Here is a 17,853-nt window from a genome sequence, read left to right as displayed (position 1 = left end):
ATGAAATATTACATCATTGCAGGGGAAGCCTCAGGAGACTTGCACGGCTCCAATTTGATCAAAGCACTTAAGAAGGAAGATCCAAGTGCCCAAGTGCGATGTTGGGGCGGAGATCTAATGCAGGAAGCCGGTGCGACCCTTGTAAAACACTACAAAGAAATGGCCTTCATGGGCTTTCTTGAAGTGTTGATGAACCTACATACCATTTTCAGAAACATTGCTTTTTGCAAAAAAGACATTCAAAGTTTTAATCCGGATAGTATCGTTTTTATTGATTATTCCGGTTTTAACCTACGGATTGCCAAATGGGCCAAGGAAAAAGGTTACAAAACCAATTACTATATTTCTCCACAAATATGGGCCTCTAGGGAAGGAAGAATCGAAAAGATAAAAAGGGATATTGATGCCATGCACGTCATACTTCCCTTTGAGAAGGAGTTTTATGAAAAGAAACATCACTACCCCGTAAATTTTGTAGGCCACCCCTTGATCGATGCCATTTCCAATCGACCAGACGTAAAGGAACCTGTTTTTAGGGAAACTTTTGAAATCGATCCGCATAAACCCATTATAGCCTTACTACCGGGAAGCAGGAAACAGGAAGTTCAAAAAATGCTTTCTGTGATGTTGTCCATTACAAAAGACTTCAACAGCTATGTATTTGTCATTGCGGGGGCTCCCAGTCTGGACACTGAATTCTATCAACCCTTTTTAAAGGGCAACAATGTAAAATTGGTCAAAAACCAAACCTACAATCTCCTTTCCATCTCCCATGCCGCCCTGGTCACCAGTGGAACGGCTACATTGGAAACGGCTCTTTTTGGGGTACCGCAAGTAGTCTGCTACAAAGCTAATTGGGTATCCTATCAGATCGCAAAAAGGATCATTACCTTGGAGTATATTTCCTTGGTGAACCTTATCATGAAGAAGGAAGTTGTTACCGAGTTGATCCAGAACGATTTAAACACCAATCGACTGAAAAAGGAATTGCTGGCCATCCTAGCCGGAACGAAAAGGGACGAAATTCTGAAGGATTATAAAGATCTTGGACAAAAATTGGGAGGTATCGGGGCGAGTAAAAATGCGGCACGGTCAATAGTGGCTATGGCCAATTCCTAGTACAAACCGGACCATTACAAAATAATTCTATAATTTTGATGTTCAAGTAAAAGAGTCTACTTGAAATCCATGCGCTATTTTTCCATATTTCTGCTCGTTTTTTTATTGGCCAGTTGTGGTAGTTCAAAAAAAAAGGGAACCCTAACAGAACGTACCATATCGGTTGCCGCAGCTGATAAGGCCCGAAGGGACGACACCCAGATTGATCTAAAGGATTCCCCCAATGATTCCTACCCTATTGAAGTTCCAAAAAGCAATACTTCAAAAGCCGATAATATTATAAATACCGCGTTGACCTTCTCAGGAGTCCGTTACAAATATGGCGGTACCACCAGAAAGGGAATGGACTGCTCCGGACTTTTGTACGTTTCCTTCAGTGAGCATGATGTTGAGCTTCCTAGAACCTCCAGTCGCATGGCAGAAAGAGGAAAAAGAATCCGGGTCAAGGACATTGAGAAAGGCGACCTTCTATTTTTTAAGACAACCAGAGGTTCCAAACGCATCAACCATGTAGGTATGGTAGTAACGGTAGAGAAGGATGAAATTAAATTCATTCACGCTTCTACTTCAAGGGGCGTAACCGTTTCCTCATTACGGGACGGTTTTTGGAACCAGGCCTTTGTAAAAGCAACCAGAATATTATAGCGTAAAGTCTACAAAAGTTTTTTTGGACGGTGCGAAAGGTCCAACGAAAATAAATGTTTAACTTTCAATAAGTTAACTAAAAGGGAACGTGTGAAATTACTGGCGTTTGTCCCAATTAAGGGTACGCTACTGCTTACATTGGGCATTTTAATCGGGTATATTTTTGAAATACCCATAGGCCTCTGCCTAGGTCTATTGTTTGCAAGCGTGGCAACCTTGGGGTATGTATTCATTCGGGAGGACTACAAAAGCCAAAAGTTTGAAATTACGGCAGGAGCTACGGTCATTATCCTAGGGTTATTTACCTACCTCCAAAATCAGCCCATTCAGAACGATTATCATTTTAGTAAAATTACCACATCAGAGTCTCCCCTTCTTCGAATTAAAATACGGGATGTGCTTAAGCCCAATGCCTTTTCCCAAAACTACCTGGCATCGGTTTTAACTGTAGATGATAGGAAGACCGTTGGGAAAATCCTTGTAAATCAGCCTAGAGATAGTGCTTCCAATACTTTCAAAGTAGACCAAGAACTATTGGTAAAAACAAGGGTATCGGAAATAAAACCGCCCGTAAATCCGCATCAGTTTGACTTTAAAGGATACATGGGGCATATAGGAGTGCATCATTCTATAAAGCTGTCGGGCGATAATTTTATCAGCTTGTCTAATCCATCAAGGACCTTCCTTGGTTATGCCCAACAAATACGGACCAATGTCATACAAACCTTGGAGCAAAAGGAATTTGGTGCAGAGCAACTTTCCATCATTCAAGCCTTGCTTTTGGGCGAACGTGCCAATATTTCAGAGGAAACATATTCCAATTATATCGATGCTGGAGCCGTGCACATTTTGGCGGTCTCCGGACTCCATATAGGAATCCTATTGCTTTTGATACAATTTCTGTTAAAACCATTGCATCGTATCCCTTTTGGTAAAAAAATAGGTTTGTTCCTAACGGTGTTTTTACTTTGGACGTTCGCATTTATTGCGGGACTTTCACCTTCCATCATCAGGGCCTGTGCCATGTTTACCTTTGTAGCATACGCCATGTACCTAAACAGACCTTCGAACAGTTTTAATATTTTGGCCTTATCCATGTTCTTTATTTTATTGGCCATTAATCCTAATTTATTGTTCCAGGTAGGCTTTCAAATGAGCTATGCCGCCGTCTTCGCCATTGTTTGGATATATCCCCTTTTACAGAAATGGTGGTTCCCAAAAAACAAAATAGTTCGGTATATATGCCAATTGTTATCCGTTAGTATTGCGGCACAACTAGGCGTTTTGCCGATAAGCTTGTTTTATTTTCATCAATTTCCAGGATTGTTCTTTATTTCAAATTTATTGATTGTTCCTTTTTTGGGACTGATTTTGGGAATGGGCATTGGCATTATTCTATTATCCCTATTGGACATTGCTCCAACGCCATTGATTTCGCTCTACAATGAAATTATCGGGTTTATGAACCAAATAATAGGTTGGATAGCCCGGCAGGAGGCTTTTATTTTTAAATCCATTTCCTTCGATGACCTGCAATTGCTCCTCGGTTATCTTCTTATTGGTTCCCTGATTTATGGGTTCTCCAAAACGAACTTTAAACGTGTTATGCTCTTTTTGGGTCTTCTTCTGATGTTCCAAGTGTACACGGTGTATCAAGAATTTGAATCACGTGGAAAGAAGGAAACTATCATATTGCATCAAATAAAAAATTCGGTAGTGTTTGATAGAAATGGCAATAAACTGGATGTATTGGCTCAGGATACAACAGGTGCGAAAAGATGGGTAGATAGTTATGGCGTTCAAGAACGCATCGACCAAACGAAATACCTTCCCCTAAAAAACAGCTATATGTTGAAAGGGAGGCCCTTTCAAGTAATCGATAGTTCTGGAATTTATATGCCCAAGGATTCCCAAACCATATACCTACTTATGGAATCCCCTAAGATAAATCTGGAACGGTTCATTCGTGAAGCCAAACCACATGAAATCATTGCTGATGGTAGCAATTACCCAAGTTTTATTCAAAAATGGAAGCAAACGTGTCTAAAACATAATATCCCATTTCACTATACGGGTGAAATGGGATATTATGTCTTTGATTTTGAATAGGTTTAGTTTACATCCCCCATCCATTTTTTAATAAATGGACTAGCTGCCAAAAAGACTATTCCGGCACCCACGGAGACCCAAACAACATTCAAGAAAATATTAGGCATCTCAAGCACATTTTCAGGGTCAAAATTTCCACCGATGAGTCCGGCAATCAAATTACCCAATGCAGCACCAACAAACCAGATGCCCATCATTTGACCCAAATATTTGGCCGGGGACAACTTGCTCGTTGCACTCAGACCAACTGGACTAATGGTCAGTTCCCCAATGGAATGTAGAAAATACGTGAGTATCAATGCAAACATTCCTGCCTTGGTACCACTAGCGGCAACATTGGCGGCTTCTACCATAACCCAAAAACCGGCACCCAACATTACAAGGCCTATGGCAAATTTTAATGGCGTCCTTATATTAATGTTCTTAGCGGCCAATTTTACCCATAAGGCCCCAATTATGGGCGCGAAAATTATGATGAACGCCGAATTTACGGACTGCAACATACCTGCCGGCATTTCCCATCCTCCAATATACCTGTCGGTAAAATCCCTGGCAAACAAATTCAATGAAGAAGCGGCCTGTTCAAAACCAGACCAAAATATGGCTATCCCTACGAAAAGAATGAATATAACAGCAACCTGCTTTTTTTCCATGATGTTAAGTCCTCCATTAAACAAAATGTTTATGAAGTACCCCATGGTTATCAATACAATAATAAGGCCAAGAGCCTGGGCAATACCTGTAGCCGTAGTAACATCTATGTAGCCAAAGAACTGTAAAAGAAATAATGAAAGTAAAACAATTGCAATAATGAATATCGTTATTGAAGAATTGGAGGACGTTTTTTCTTCACCGGTACTTTTAACTTTAGGTTCTACCCCAATATCGGCGAGGTATTTTGGGGCATATACCTTAAAGGCAATCAATCCAAAAAGCATTCCAACCGCTGCGAGACCAAAGCCAAGATGCCAGTTATACTCCGCCAATAAAGGCACAAAAATTTGGCCCAAGAAGGATCCCAAATTTATTCCCATATAAAATATAGAAAAACCGGCATCCCTTTTCGCACCACTGTCCTTTGAATACAGCTCTCCAACCAACGTGCTAATATTCCCTTTCAACAATCCGGTACCCAACGCTACAAAGGCCAGACCGGTAAAAAATATTATTGGAGAACCTGGAATGGCAAGAATTAGATGACCGATCATGATCAGCACCCCTCCATAGAAAACTGCCTTTCTTTGACCGAATATATTATCGGCCAACCATCCACCGGGTAATGTCATCAAATACACAGAGGCAGTATAAAGACCGTAAACAGCTCCCGCCGTTTCTGTGGTCAAGCCCAAGCCTTCAAATGCCACGTCAGTAGTCATAAAAAGAATCAATATGGCACGCATGCCATAATAGCTGAAACGTTCCCACATTTCTGCGGTGAACAGTACGTACAATCCTTTTGGATGTTTAAAACTACCCTCGCTAGGTTTTGAAGTAATTTCCATAAATCTCTGTTTGGTTTATTGGTTGCTTATAAGTTTTCCTTTACAAAATTGGTCATTTTGTTGAATAGATGAATTCGGGTATTTCCACCGTAAATACCGTGGTTCTTATCCGGATAAATACCCCATTCAAACTGTTTGTTGGCCTGAACCAGCGCCTCCACCATTCTCATCGTGTTTTGTACATGTACGTTATCATCCCCTGAGCCATGGATCAACAAAAAATCCCCTTTCAGCAATTCAGGATAATTAAAGGGTGAGTTGTCATCATATCCGCTAGGATTCTCATCCGGTGTACGCATAAAGCGTTCTGTATAGATCGTATCATAGAATCGCCATGAGGTAACAGGTGCCACTGCGATGGCCATCTCAAAGGTATCGTTTCCTTTTAGCAGGGAGTTTGTGGCCATATGGCCTCCAAAGCTCCATCCCCAAATGCCCGTTCTGTTTTCATCAATGTAGGGTCTCTCACTTAACTTTTTGGCCGCAGCTATTTGATCTTCGGTTTCATACTTTACTAAATTCAAATACGTGCCCTTTTTAAAATCCCTTCCCTTATATCCCGTTCCCCTTCCGTCCACGCAGGCTACGATATAACCTTCAGCTACTAGGGTCTGATGCCAATAATCCCTGGCATTATACCATGTATTGCTGACACTTTGGGAACCCGGGCCGCTATATTGGTACATCAACATGGGATATTTTTTGGAAGCGTCAAAATCCTGGGGCTTTATGATGTACATATTTAAATCATTTCCATTGATATTGATGGTCGAAAACTCTCTTGGATTGATGATGTATCCTTCCAATTTCTTCAAAAGCCCTGTATTTTCTTTTATATCCTTAAGCTTCTTACCAGTTAAGGCCTTATGTAAGGTGTAGACAGGAGGCGTGGTCGCATTGGAGAAAGAATTTATGAAATAGCTGAAATCAGCACTGAAGGACGCACTATTGGTTCCATATGTCACTGCCAAATCCCTCTTATTTTTGCCACTGCTCTCCACACTATAAACCCCCCGATTTATTGAGCCATTTTCCGTAGATTGGTAATATACCTTATCCTCATTTTGGTCATATCCATAATAGCGGGTGACTTCCCAATTCCCTTTGGTGATTTGGTTCATCAATTCCCCATCGGAATTATAAAGATATATATGGTGCCAACCGTCCTTCTCGCTCGTCCAAATAAAACTATCGTCCGCCAAAAAGGTAAGATCGTCCGTAATATCCACGTAGGCATCATCTGTTTCCTGTAATAGCAGCCTTACCATTTTCGTATTGGCATTCACTTCATGCAATCGAACATCGTTTTGGTGCCTATTTATGGTCTGTACACTCAAATAATTGGGGTTGTTCATCCACTTGATACGTGGAATGTAATAAGGATTTCCCAAATCTACCTTGGAAATGGCACCGCTACCAACGTCCAACATATGAAGACTTACAATAGCATTGTCCTCCCCGGCCTTTGGGTATTTAAACACGTTTTGGGAAGGATATTTTTCCGTACCGTACATGTCCATGGAAAATTCCGGTACATTGGTTTCATCAAACCTTAAAAACGCTATTTTAGTACCATCACTGTTCCATTCGAAGGCCCTCACGAAAGCAAATTCTTCCTCGTAGACCCAATCCGTTATTCCATTGATAATTTCATTCTTTTTACCATCCATGGTCATCTGTTGGGTTTCGCCCGTGGGCAAATCCATGATATAAAGATTGTTCTCCTTTACATAGGCCACTTTGTTACCATTGGGAGACAAGGCGGGTTCCTGGATTTTTTCATCGCTAATCTTGATTAACTTCTTGGAAGCGAGATCAAACACATAAAAAACACCCAAGGTAGACCTCCTAAAAATTGATTCTACTTCAGTTGACAACATTACCTTGGACTCGTCGTTACTAAATTCATAGGAGGAAAAGTTCTCAACTCCCTCCAAGTTCGCCGAAGAAACTATGGTCTCCACCTTTTCCAAGGTCTTATAATCGTACTTGTCTATGGTGGATATTCCAGTATTTCGGTCAAAGTTTAAAACGGTGTATTGTTTCCCATTGTTCATGGAACGAAGCACATCAAGACCTTGGGTACTGAATGTTCCAGAATAAATTTCCTCTACGGTAACCTTTTTTTGTTGGGCAATAATCGCGGATTGAAAACTAATCAAGCAAAGTGCTAGAATGTATAATTTTCGCATGTAATGATGAAATTTGTTAAATTATCCAAGTTTACCACTAATTCTCTAAAAAACCTCGGATTACCCATAAAAAGACCCATTTTTTAACGATGCTTTCACGTTGGTTTAGATTATGTCCAATATCATTATCTTTACCCTTAAAACAACTATTTCAAGGACTTTTTTTGTCCGTAAAAGTGACAGACTTTACCCACGAAACCCTAGAAAATGAAGAAGCCTATTGCTGGTTTTTCCACGCTTTCCAAATCAGAAAAAATAGAATGGATTGCTACCAACTACACACAAAACCCCGTTCAATCCAAAAAAATTCTTGAAACGTATTGGAATGCCGATTCCAAGTTGCAACAGCTCCATGACGAATTCATAGAAAATACGATAAGTAATTTTTATATGCCGATGGGCATTGCCCCAAATTTCTTGATCAATGATAGATTATATGCCATTCCCATGGCCATTGAAGAGAGTTCCGTGGTTGCCGCAGCCAGTAAAGCAGCTAAGTTTTGGGGCAGTAGGGGCGGATTTAAAACCGAGGTCCTAGGGACCGAAAAAGTAGGACAGGTCCACTTCATTTTTAAAGGGAGTTATTCCAAACTGGAATCCTTTTTTACCAAAATAAAGTCGACATTGATATCCGATGCAAAGCATCTAACGGAAAGTATGGAAAAGCGTGGTGGCGGCATCTCCCAAATAGAATTACGGGACAAATCCAGTGACCTGCAAGATTACTACCAGCTTCACTGTACGTTTGAAACCCAAGATGCCATGGGAGCCAACTTCATCAATAGTTGTTTGGAGCAGTTTGCGGCAACCCTTAAAAACGAAGCCTTGAACTACTCCAGTTTTTCCGAGCAGGAGAAGCAGATTGAAGTTGTTATGAGCATTCTTTCCAACTATGTGCCCAATTGTCTGATAAAAGCTGAAGTCAGTTGCCCTATTGACCAACTGAACATCTCAAAAGAAATATCACCTAAGGATTTTGCGGAAAAAATGGTCAGGGCGGTAGAAATTGCCAAAGTGGAGCCCTACCGGGCGGTCACCCACAATAAAGGCATCATGAACGGGATAGATGCGGTTGTTTTGGCCACGGGCAATGATTTTAGGGCCATTGAGGCCGGGGCGCATGCCTATGCAGCAAAAAATGGGACTTATAGCAGTCTTACCCATGCCAAAATTGAAGGTGATATATTCCATTTCTGGATTGAGATTCCACTTGCACTTGGAACGGTTGGAGGACTAACGAAACTTCATCCTTTAGTAAAACTAAACCTTGAAATATTGCAAAAACCTTCGGCCAAGGATTTAATGCAGATTGTGGCCGTGGCCGGATTGGCACAGAATTTTGCGGCTGTCAGTTCACTGGTAACCACAGGCATCCAAAAGGGACACATGAAAATGCACCTAATGAATATCCTCAACCAACATGCCGCTACGGAACAAGAGAAAGCGACCCTCATTGAATACTTTAAGACCCATACGGTTACCCACAGGGGGGTCTTGAATGCCCTTGAAAACCTTCGAAAATAGATGGAGGAATTCTACAGTAACGGAAAATTGCTGCTCACGGGGGAATATGCCATTCTCGATGGGGCAAGAGGTCTTGCCCTGCCCACCAAATTCGGTCAATTTTTAACGGTAAAAAAATCAAATACAGGGCAAATCCATTGGCAAAGTTTAACCGAGAAAAACACACCATGGTTTACTACCGATATTGACCTGAAAGATTTCCTGATTCTAAATACCTCCGATATCATTTCCGCGCAGCGATTAGTTGAAATTTTCAAGGAAGCAAGGATATTAAATCCTGACTTTTTAAAAGCATACCAAGGGGTGTATGTAGATACCAAACTAACCTTTCCAAAAGATTGGGGTCTAGGGTCTTCCTCTACCCTCATCAATAATATAGCGCAGTGGGCCCAAATTGACCCTTATGAACTTTTGAAGGCCACGTTTGGCGGCAGCGGCTATGATATTGCCTGTGCCCAAAATGACTCTCCTATAGTATATCTTAAGATCGAAGACAAACCCGAAGTAAAAAAAGTGGATTTTGACCCCATTTTTAAAGACCGGCTTTTCTTTATCTACTTGAACAAAAAACAAAATAGCAGGGAGGCCATAGCAAAATATCGCAAGTTAGCTATAGATAAGGGAGCACTCATTAGCAAAGTAAACGACCTAACCGCTCAATTGATCGAGTCCAAGAACCTTGTGAGGTTTGAGACCTTGGTGAATCAACATGAAAATTTACTCTCGGAAGTATTAGATACACCTCCCATAAAGAAACAATTGTTCCCTGATTATCATGGCAGTATCAAAAGTCTAGGAGCCTGGGGCGGTGACTTTATATTGGCAACGGGAAGGCAAGAAGAAATGGACTACTTCAGTAAAAAGGGATATACCACTGTCATTCCCTATGCCAAAATAATCCTATAAAAAAGGCCCTCCGCTGGGAGAGCCTATTGTTAATTTTTTTGAAAAAGTTTTAGTAGAAAGTAGCTCTTTTGTCCTCAATTTCAGAAGATTCCTTAAGCGCGTTGTAAACATCGGTATTCACACTGTTGGCCGCATTGGTCTTCAAGGTGTTCGCATAGGTGGCATAGTTGTCCAATTTTGGCGCTTCCGTTCTTTTGGTCACTTCGATTTTAAAAACACCGGTATTTCCTTCCAATAGGCCTGAAGTTTCACCTTCCTTCATCCCATATGCCGTACCCACCACAATTGGTTCGCTTCCTGCACCTGGAATGGTAGGGGATTTTACGGTTAAGGCACTAGCCGTAGAAAGCGTCGTGTTATTATCCGAAGCAATAGCATCCATTGCTTTTCCTTGATTTGCAGCAATAATCTGCGCCGCCTTTCTTTCCTTTCTAATGATCGGTAATACTGTTGCCGATGCATCTTCAGCGCTCATAAGCCCTTCCCTATAGATTCCGGTCAATTGCACTACGGCATAGCCATCGTTTATGTTAAAACGCTTAATATCGCCAACCTCTGTATCCTCGTTGAATGCCCATTGAACTATTACTCGCTGTGCTCCAAGCCCTGGAAGGTTTTCGTCCAATTGTTTTATTTTATTGACCGGCCTAACCAAATACTCGCTTTTTTGGGCGATTTCAGTATAGGAACCTTCATCCTCAATGGTCTCCATTTCAAATTTTGTAGCATCCGTAAAAAGCTTGTTGATTGTTTCTTCGGAAGCAACGATTTCCCTGGACAAGGTAGCTATTTGTACCAAATCTTCCTTGTCATCTACTTTAATGACGTGAAAACCAAAATCGGTCTCGACCATCCCAATCGTTCCAATGTCGTTGCCAAAGGCAAAATCATTGAAAGCGGGAACCATGGTGCCTTGTTGGAAATATCCTAGATCCCCACCATTTGGTGCAGATGGACCATCAGAATTATCCCTGGCCAATTCAGAAAATACCACACCTGATTTCTTCGCTTCCGCCAATAATCTGCTTGCTTCCTTTTCTGCTTCTTCCTTCGTTCTAGTTACCTCTGGATTGGCCCTGGTGGCACCTTCATAGGCAATCAATATATGACTTGCCTTTACGGAGCCATTTGGCCTTCTTCCCATCATTTTGGAAACTTTATAAGAACCTGCATCTTTATAAGGACCGAAAATTTCACCTACGTTCAAGGTCATTAAAGTATCTGCAACACTAGAGGGAAGGTTCTTTTTGGCCTTATAAATAGTATCGAACTTAACATCGGAATGTCTATCAAGAAAAGCTTCCATATCCTCTGTGTTCCTAAAGCCGGCTATGGTGTCATTTCTATCGGTCTGTGAATTGTATTCAACGGTATCATCCAACAATTTGGTTATTTCCTCCTTTATGGCCATATCATCCGCCTCAGAGGGCTTCTCGCTAAAATAGACGAACTGGATATCACGTGCAGGATCCTGTTTAAAATCTTCCTTGTGTTTGTTGACATAGTCAGAAATCTCACTTTTGGTAACGGTTATGGTACTATCCGGAATTGAAGCATAGGGTACCCTTACATACTTAATATCCATTTTCTCATTGGCCAGTTTATAATCAAACTCACCTTCTTTCAATGTAGCTCCCACTCCGGCCTTGATCAAATCAAAATAGGTCTGTTCCTTGGCCATTTGAACTATTTCATTTTCGGTCTGCAACCAAAAATCATACTGTGCAGGATTGTTGTTCTTCCAATCCAAAACCGTGGACCGAAACCTATTTGGGTCGAACACCCCATTTTCATTTTGAAATTCAGGGTTCTGGGCATAACCCGTCGTTCTTAGAAAATCGACAATTTGATCTTGCTCTATACCGATGCCCAAATTCTCAAATTGCTCTTCCAAGATACTTCTTCTAACTTCTTGGTCCCAAACTTGGTTCATAGTCTGCATGGAAGAAACAGTAGGTCCCATCCTTTGCGCGGCGGTCTCTACCCTCTGCCTGAACTCATCGATGGAAATTTCCTTGCCATTAATTTCTGCTACGGAAGATCCCACTTTGCCCCCAGCTCCAAAATTGCTACTTGTAAATACCCCTGAAATCACAAAGGCAAAAAGTGCCAGACCAATAATCAGTATTAATACCGTGGTCCGCTTTCTAATATTTTCTAAAACTGCCATCTTATCGAATCAAAAAATTAAAATCAGTTGGCGAAATTACCATTTTTAATTGAAATAATAAAAACTATAATGGTGGGTAAAATGCGGTAGGGCGGGTAATCCATAATTTGATAGGGTCTATACTCTGCCCATCCCAAAATTCAATCAATCATCCTTCAAAACTTCAAGGGAAACCAAGTCTATTTTGGTGTTGGAGACCTCAATTACGGTAAACTTGTAGTTTTGAACTACAATTTCTGCGTCCCTTTCCGGAATTTTCCCTATTTGATGGACCAAAAGTCCGCCCAACGTTTCGAATTCGTCCCCAATGGGCAGTTCCAATTTATAGTTTTCGTTGACATAATCAACCTCCAATCGTGCAGAAAACAAAAAGTTCCGTTCATCTATTTGTTCTTCCCTAAGATCGGTAGTATCATGTTCATCCTCAATTTCACCAAAAAGCTCCTCTACAATATCCTCTACCGTCATCAAACCGGAAGTTCCGCCATATTCGTCCAAAACCACGGCCATACTCTTTCGCTTTTTGATAAGGACATTTAGAATATCCTGAATAAGCATGGTTTCCGGAACGAACTCTACAGGCAGGAGTATACTTTTGATCGTTTTTGGTTTTTTAAAAAGTTCATAAGAATGAACATAACCAATTACATTATCAATGGTATCCTTAAATACAAGAATTTTGGAATATCCCGTCTCCGTGAACAACTTGGCCAAATTTTTAGGTGTTTCATGAATTTCCACGGCGGTAATTTCCGTCCTTGGAACCATAACCTCACGGGCCTTGACCTCAGCAAACTCAAGGGCATTCTGAAAAATCTGGATTTCAGAATCCACCTCGTCTTCTGCCTCTACGGTTTCCATTTGCTCTGTGATATAATCGCCCAATTCCAATTTGGTAAAGGCCAGTTGCACCTCGTCCCCAGATGTGCGAAAAATATATTTTAGAATAAGGTCAGAAATATAAATGACAAAATCAGAAACGATACTAAATATCAAATAAAATATATAGGCAGGTATGGCCAACATTTTCAAAAGACTGTTGGCATAAATTTGGAACAAAACCTTGGGCAGGAACTCTGCTGTGATGAGTATTACCAAGGTAGAAATAATGGTTTGGGACAACAGGCTAAAATCCGTTAAAAAAATCCTGAGAACCTTATTTTGAGTATTCATGCCCAAAAACCAATTCATGAGCACCTCTCCCATAAAAAGTCCATACACGACCAAGGCAATGTTATTGCCAATGAGCATTGTGGCTATAAATTTGGAAGGCCTTTTTGTAAGGCGGGTAAGCACTTTTGCAAGAAAACCGGCCTGTTTCTTCTCAATTTCAATATGAATCTTGTTCGCGGAAACGAAAGCGATTTCCATTCCTGAGAAAAAAGCGGAAAATACCAAGGAAAGTACAATAATTACAATACTACTATCCACCGCTACTTATTATTATCCTTAGCGCGTTGTTCAAACTTTTTGCGGTAGTTTCTTCGGAAAAAGAACATTCCAATGGATATTACCGCGAAAAAAATAAAAAGATAGGCCATGCTGCGATCGGTATTCCAATCCGTGAAAATCCTATAGATCGAAAAGGCAGCCACGATTATATACAAATACTCCGTATATCTTAAAATTTTAATCATCTTTATCTTCTTTAATCAACATTAGACCAAAGGTTTTATGTGCGTTCAAAAAGGTAAGGTCCTTCTTTATATCCATTCCCTCACCGTCCATAACCGTTCCATCCTCCGGGTTTGTAAACTTAAACTTTTCTTGGGTAAATGCCCACTCATTTTGCTGATCGTAATACAACTGTGGAGCTTCCAATTTTTTACCATCCTGTCCCTTGATTATCACATTACCTTGAAGGTCGATTATAGCCGTTGCCGTATAGTAAATTCCGTAATCTGCCTCAATGGTCGTTCTTTCATTCCGTTCATTAAAAATTTCAACCAATAGCCCTTCTGGAAAGGTCTGATGGGGGAATGCCAAATTCTCAAAATCATTTCGCAACGGCCCCGATATAACGGCCAATACCTTAGAAGCACCTGTATCCTCCGCACTTAGGTTCTCTTGCATCTCTGTGTAAGTTAGGACGAAATTTTCAGCGACTCCCTGTGGGAAAACCTCTTTTTTGGCTTCTTCCCCTACCCGTTTGTAATTATCCTTACATGAAAAAAAAAGCATTGCCATGGAAACCATGGCAATGCCCTTAAAAATATCTACAGCATGTAGTGTCATTCTTATAATGATGGTACCTTAACGCTTCCACCTACCCAACAAGAGAAGGAAACTGTTTGTCCCGCCATGCTGGAACTAAAAATCATTTCCTTGGTCGGGGCCTTTGCATCATAACTTGCCGCAGCTTGACTGGCCCTTCCACTTAAAGCAGGGTCTACCCTACCTGCTTTTCTGGCCATATCAGCAGCTTTCCAATAAATTGCACGCTTCTCAAAAGGAGTGCTTCCACATTCATTGGCACTACCGGCATATAAACTCGCAATCAACAAATAGGCCTTACCGTTCGCCGGATTGGCATCAATAGCCTTTTGTGCATAACTTCTTGCTGTGGATCTACTAGATCTTGTATAGCTGGTCGCAATCTTGTATGCGATGTTCGATTTCTTCTTGGAATCTGTTTCCAACTCCAATGCTTTGTTGTAATCCGCAACCGCACCACTGGTGTCTCCGCTGGATTTCTTTAGGGAACCTAAGTAAACATAGGTATCCGCAGAGGGGTCAAGTTGTGCTTGTACCTCGACCAACTTTTTGAACATTGGGTCTTCGGTACATTCTTTACTGTACATTCTACCTACGGCGGCCTTCACCCATTTTACATCACCTTTCTTTTCCTCAAAACTTTTTTCGTACAATGGAATCAGATTCTCACAATCTGCCAACTTACCTAATTTGGAATCTATACTACCGGCAATTTTACCGTAATTTTCAGAATACGAATTGTACACCTTTAGCGATCTTTTCTCTTTAGAGGTCAAAGTACCTGCTTCTTCCTTGGGAAGTAATTTGGCAATATTATCCGTTAACTTATCATTTTCTTCGTCGATTTTTGCCGTTACCTCATCGTAAACATCAAAAACTTCCTGTAATTCCTTTTTCCCTGCATCGTGCAAGTCTACCAAGCTTGAGAAACAAAGGTATAAAGCCTTTGGATTGGTGAAATTGTCCCTATCCTTGGTAAAGGCTTCTGATAACATTGCATACATTTCAGAATCATCGGCCATTTTGTTATCATACTTAACCATAGCTTTGTCCACCATGGTTTCCCCTTTACTGGTTTTGGAAGAGAAATGAACCAACTTATTATCGTATAGCCCTAAAAGCTCATTGATATAGCCTTCTTTCTCCGCTCCTGAAGATTTTTCTATTTTATCATTCAGAATACGCTCTCCATATACATAGATGGCATTATTCAATTGAGGACAGGCCTCGTATGTCTTTTTCCAAGGCTCGTAGGCCGCTTCATAGTTTTTTACCTTTGCATGCTCTGAAAATATGGACAAGTTCGTCATACATTCAGGATTTTGCGCCTGTGCATTACTTACTCCCATCATCCCAAGGAACATAATTGCCGTGAAGTAAAGTTTAGTTTTCATCTTTCTAATTTTAAAAGTGGTTAATGTACTAAAAATATATCAATTAATCTTTCGTTTTTGAAACCATCGATCGTTTAAGGATAGGCCTATATTGACCTTAAAGTAACTCTCCTCTATCAAATCTGCCCTAGTGGTTCCCCTTCTTCCCAGTTCAAAGCCAACATTAAGATTGGAAAAACTTCGTCCTAGTGGTAACCCTAAACCAAAAGTTATGCCAAAATTATTTATGTCCACGTCATTGACCACCATTCCGGTCCTATCCAAACGCACCCCAGCCCTATACGTAATCCTTTTAAGATAGCTATCGAACGACCTCGCATCGGGCGTAAGGAAACCTCCCAAAGCTATTGAACTGGCATCGTTGTATTGTATGTTGGTTGTCCCCAAAAAAGGATTTTCAAAGGCGCTCAATCCTTGAAAGCTGTATTCCGCACCCAAAAACCATTTGAAATCCTTACCATAACCCACTCCCAATGTTGTAGTAGTAGGTATTTTAAATTCTGTATTCCTCAGGTTATTGGCATCCAAATTAATAGCTATATTTTCTATGTTGCCTCCGTTGGCCACTGAAAATGAACCTATGTTCCGATTGTTCCTTGAAACAAGATTTCCTTGGGTATTTACACGCACAGAGGTATGTAAGGTATGATCTTCCTTGATCTGTGGGGTATACAAGAGCGCGTAATTGAAATCAAACCCATTTATTTGCGAAGATCTTCTATCAAAGGTGCCAAACTGAACATCCTCTATTTGTTGGAGCCTTTCATTGGACAAGGTTCCATAGTTGTAATTTATGGTCACACCTAAACTTAGGTCCTTGATTATTTGATATCCAATGGAATAATATACCCTGGTCAGATCGCCTTCGCCACTAAAGATATTGGTCAAGGCCTGGCCATTGTTAGCACCTTCATCCACAAAATTATAGCCTACGGAAGAATAGGGCATAATCCCAAAGCCCATTCCAAGCCCTTTACCCAAACTGAAACCCAAGGATAAATAATCCAAAGTGGTCAAGGAGCTACTTTGCTCTTCGGTAAAACTTTTAAGACGTACCTGTTTGTTTGAAATGCCCGCCGTATAAACAACTAAGCCTACTTTGTCCATGACGTCGAGTCCAAGTTCACCATAGGCCGCCGGGTTTTGTAAGTTCAGGTGAATGCTATCCGCATACACTCCTATATGACCCATCATTTGGTTTTCAACCGTTGCCGAAGTCCTTAAGTCACCAATACCGAAAAACGAATAGGGAGAAACAGTACCATTTTGAGCGTACATGCTCGCTGAGGCTATGCACACTATTGCAATTACAATTTTCTTGATCATTTAGTGCTTGTTGTATTCCAGCAAATAATTAAGTCCCTTTAGTAGGAATTTGGAATCCGCAAAGATGGTATTTTTTAGTCTTTTAGACAAAAAATGAGTATCACCCCCTGTTAAAATAACTGTTAAATGTTTAAATCGGGTTGCATATTGATCAATAATTCCATCCAATTCGGCACAGACGCCGTTGACGACTCCGCTGTGCATACTGCTATTCGTGGTATTCCCGATCAAGTCCAAGGGTGCCTCTACTTGCAGAAGTGGCAGGGCCGAAGTCTGTTGGTGCATGGCCCTGTATCGCATTTCCAACCCCGGTGAGATGGCCCCACCAATATACTCGCCAAAATCGTTCACCATATCATAGGTGATACAGGTACCGGCATCGATGACCAAGGTATTACTACGGGGTGCATGATAAAATGCCCCCGTAGCCAAGGCGATTCTATCTATACCCAAGGTCTGGGGCGTTGCATAACTGTTTTTGAACGGTACTTTGGACTGGTGGGACAGCACATGTACCTTGCAGAACAAGGTCAGAACGTTCCAGTATTTTTTGTCCATAGCGCCTACCGATGCATAAATCGCCCTTTCAATACCAGGATACCCCTTAAATAGTTTTTTGACCCTAGTGGTAAATTCCCCTAACTTAAAGCGCTCATCAAAAACAAGGGTGCTATTGTCGAAAACAGCAAATTTTACAAAGGTATTTCCAATATCAACGACTAAATTCATGCTGTAAAGTTATAAAACGGAAT

General features: G+C 41.0%; 14 protein-coding genes. 5 read left to right on the top strand and 9 right to left on the bottom strand.

Annotated features, from left to right (window positions below):
- From lpxB to BFP75_RS18705, 3 genes are all read left to right on the top strand, one after another.
- A complete protein-coding gene (gene lpxB / locus BFP75_RS18715; protein WP_099546853.1) occupies window positions 1-1,119 on the top strand; it encodes a lipid-A-disaccharide synthase in 1,119 nt (372 codons plus the stop codon).
- Window positions 1,120-1,188: 69 nt separating this feature from the next.
- A complete protein-coding gene (locus BFP75_RS18710; RefSeq protein ID WP_099546852.1) occupies window positions 1,189-1,764 on the top strand; it encodes a C40 family peptidase in 576 nt (191 codons plus the stop codon).
- A 90-nt stretch (window positions 1,765-1,854) separates the two neighbouring features.
- Window positions 1,855-3,873, top strand: a complete 2,019-nt coding sequence (locus tag BFP75_RS18705) for a ComEC/Rec2 family competence protein (protein WP_099546851.1) — start codon at window positions 1,855-1,857, stop codon at window positions 3,871-3,873.
- Between the two features lie 2 nt (window positions 3,874-3,875).
- Here the strand turns inward: BFP75_RS18705 and BFP75_RS18700 are convergent, their stop codons facing one another.
- Both BFP75_RS18700 and BFP75_RS18695 read right to left on the bottom strand, forming a co-directional pair.
- Window positions 3,876-5,375, bottom strand: a complete 1,500-nt coding sequence (locus tag BFP75_RS18700) for a peptide MFS transporter (RefSeq protein ID WP_099546850.1) — start codon at window positions 5,373-5,375, stop codon at window positions 3,876-3,878.
- Between the two features lie 26 nt (window positions 5,376-5,401).
- The gene (locus tag BFP75_RS18695; RefSeq protein WP_099546849.1) at window positions 5,402-7,567 is read right to left on the bottom strand and encodes a S9 family peptidase; all 2,166 of its coding nucleotides are present in this window, start codon (window positions 7,565-7,567) and stop codon (window positions 5,402-5,404) included.
- Window positions 7,568-7,774: 207 nt separating this feature from the next.
- On the opposite strand from BFP75_RS18695, the gene BFP75_RS18690 reads away from it, so the two are divergent.
- A complete protein-coding gene (locus BFP75_RS18690) occupies window positions 7,775-9,091 on the top strand; it encodes a hydroxymethylglutaryl-CoA reductase, degradative (RefSeq protein WP_099546848.1) in 1,317 nt (438 codons plus the stop codon).
- Complete coding sequence (locus tag BFP75_RS18685; RefSeq protein WP_099546847.1) at window positions 9,092-9,997, top strand: GYDIA family GHMP kinase; 906 nt, start codon at window positions 9,092-9,094, stop codon at window positions 9,995-9,997.
- A 49-nt stretch (window positions 9,998-10,046) separates the two neighbouring features.
- Here the strand turns inward: BFP75_RS18685 and BFP75_RS18680 are convergent, their stop codons facing one another.
- The 7 genes from BFP75_RS18680 to BFP75_RS18650 form a co-directional block, all read right to left on the bottom strand.
- Window positions 10,047-12,167 carry a peptidylprolyl isomerase gene (locus BFP75_RS18680; RefSeq protein ID WP_099546846.1) on the bottom strand — a complete coding sequence of 707 codons (2,121 nt, stop codon included), beginning with the start codon at window positions 12,165-12,167 and terminating at the stop codon, window positions 10,047-10,049.
- 144 nt (window positions 12,168-12,311) lie between these two features.
- Window positions 12,312-13,538 (bottom strand): hemolysin family protein, encoded by a 1,227-nt coding sequence (locus tag BFP75_RS18675; RefSeq protein ID WP_410504100.1) that lies wholly within the window; start codon window positions 13,536-13,538, stop codon window positions 12,312-12,314.
- A 62-nt stretch (window positions 13,539-13,600) separates the two neighbouring features.
- A complete protein-coding gene (locus BFP75_RS18670; RefSeq protein WP_099546844.1) occupies window positions 13,601-13,804 on the bottom strand; it encodes a hypothetical protein in 204 nt (67 codons plus the stop codon).
- On the bottom strand, window positions 13,797-14,402 hold the full coding sequence (lptC, locus tag BFP75_RS18665) for an LPS export ABC transporter periplasmic protein LptC (protein WP_240531834.1): 606 nt from the start codon (window positions 14,400-14,402) through the stop codon (window positions 13,797-13,799). The genes BFP75_RS18670 and lptC overlap by 8 nt, the downstream gene beginning before the upstream one ends.
- A gap of 2 nt (window positions 14,403-14,404) precedes the next feature.
- Window positions 14,405-15,775, bottom strand: a complete 1,371-nt coding sequence (locus tag BFP75_RS18660; RefSeq protein WP_099546843.1) for a tetratricopeptide repeat protein — start codon at window positions 15,773-15,775, stop codon at window positions 14,405-14,407.
- A gap of 39 nt (window positions 15,776-15,814) precedes the next feature.
- Window positions 15,815-17,101 (bottom strand): hypothetical protein, encoded by a 1,287-nt coding sequence (locus BFP75_RS18655; RefSeq protein WP_099546842.1) that lies wholly within the window; start codon window positions 17,099-17,101, stop codon window positions 15,815-15,817.
- Window positions 17,102-17,830, bottom strand: coding sequence for a type III pantothenate kinase (locus tag BFP75_RS18650; protein ID WP_099546841.1), 729 nt, complete (start codon window positions 17,828-17,830; stop codon window positions 17,102-17,104). It abuts the gene before it with no gap.
- Between the last annotated feature and the right edge of the window lie 23 nt (window positions 17,831-17,853).

Origin of the sequence: Maribacter sp. 4G9 (assembly GCF_002742265.1) — a bacterium.
In the GTDB taxonomy this organism is placed as follows: Bacteria; Bacteroidota; Bacteroidia; order Flavobacteriales; family Flavobacteriaceae; genus Maribacter.
Note: the sequence above shows the minus strand (reverse complement) of the source record. Positions and strands in the feature narration are given on the sequence as shown.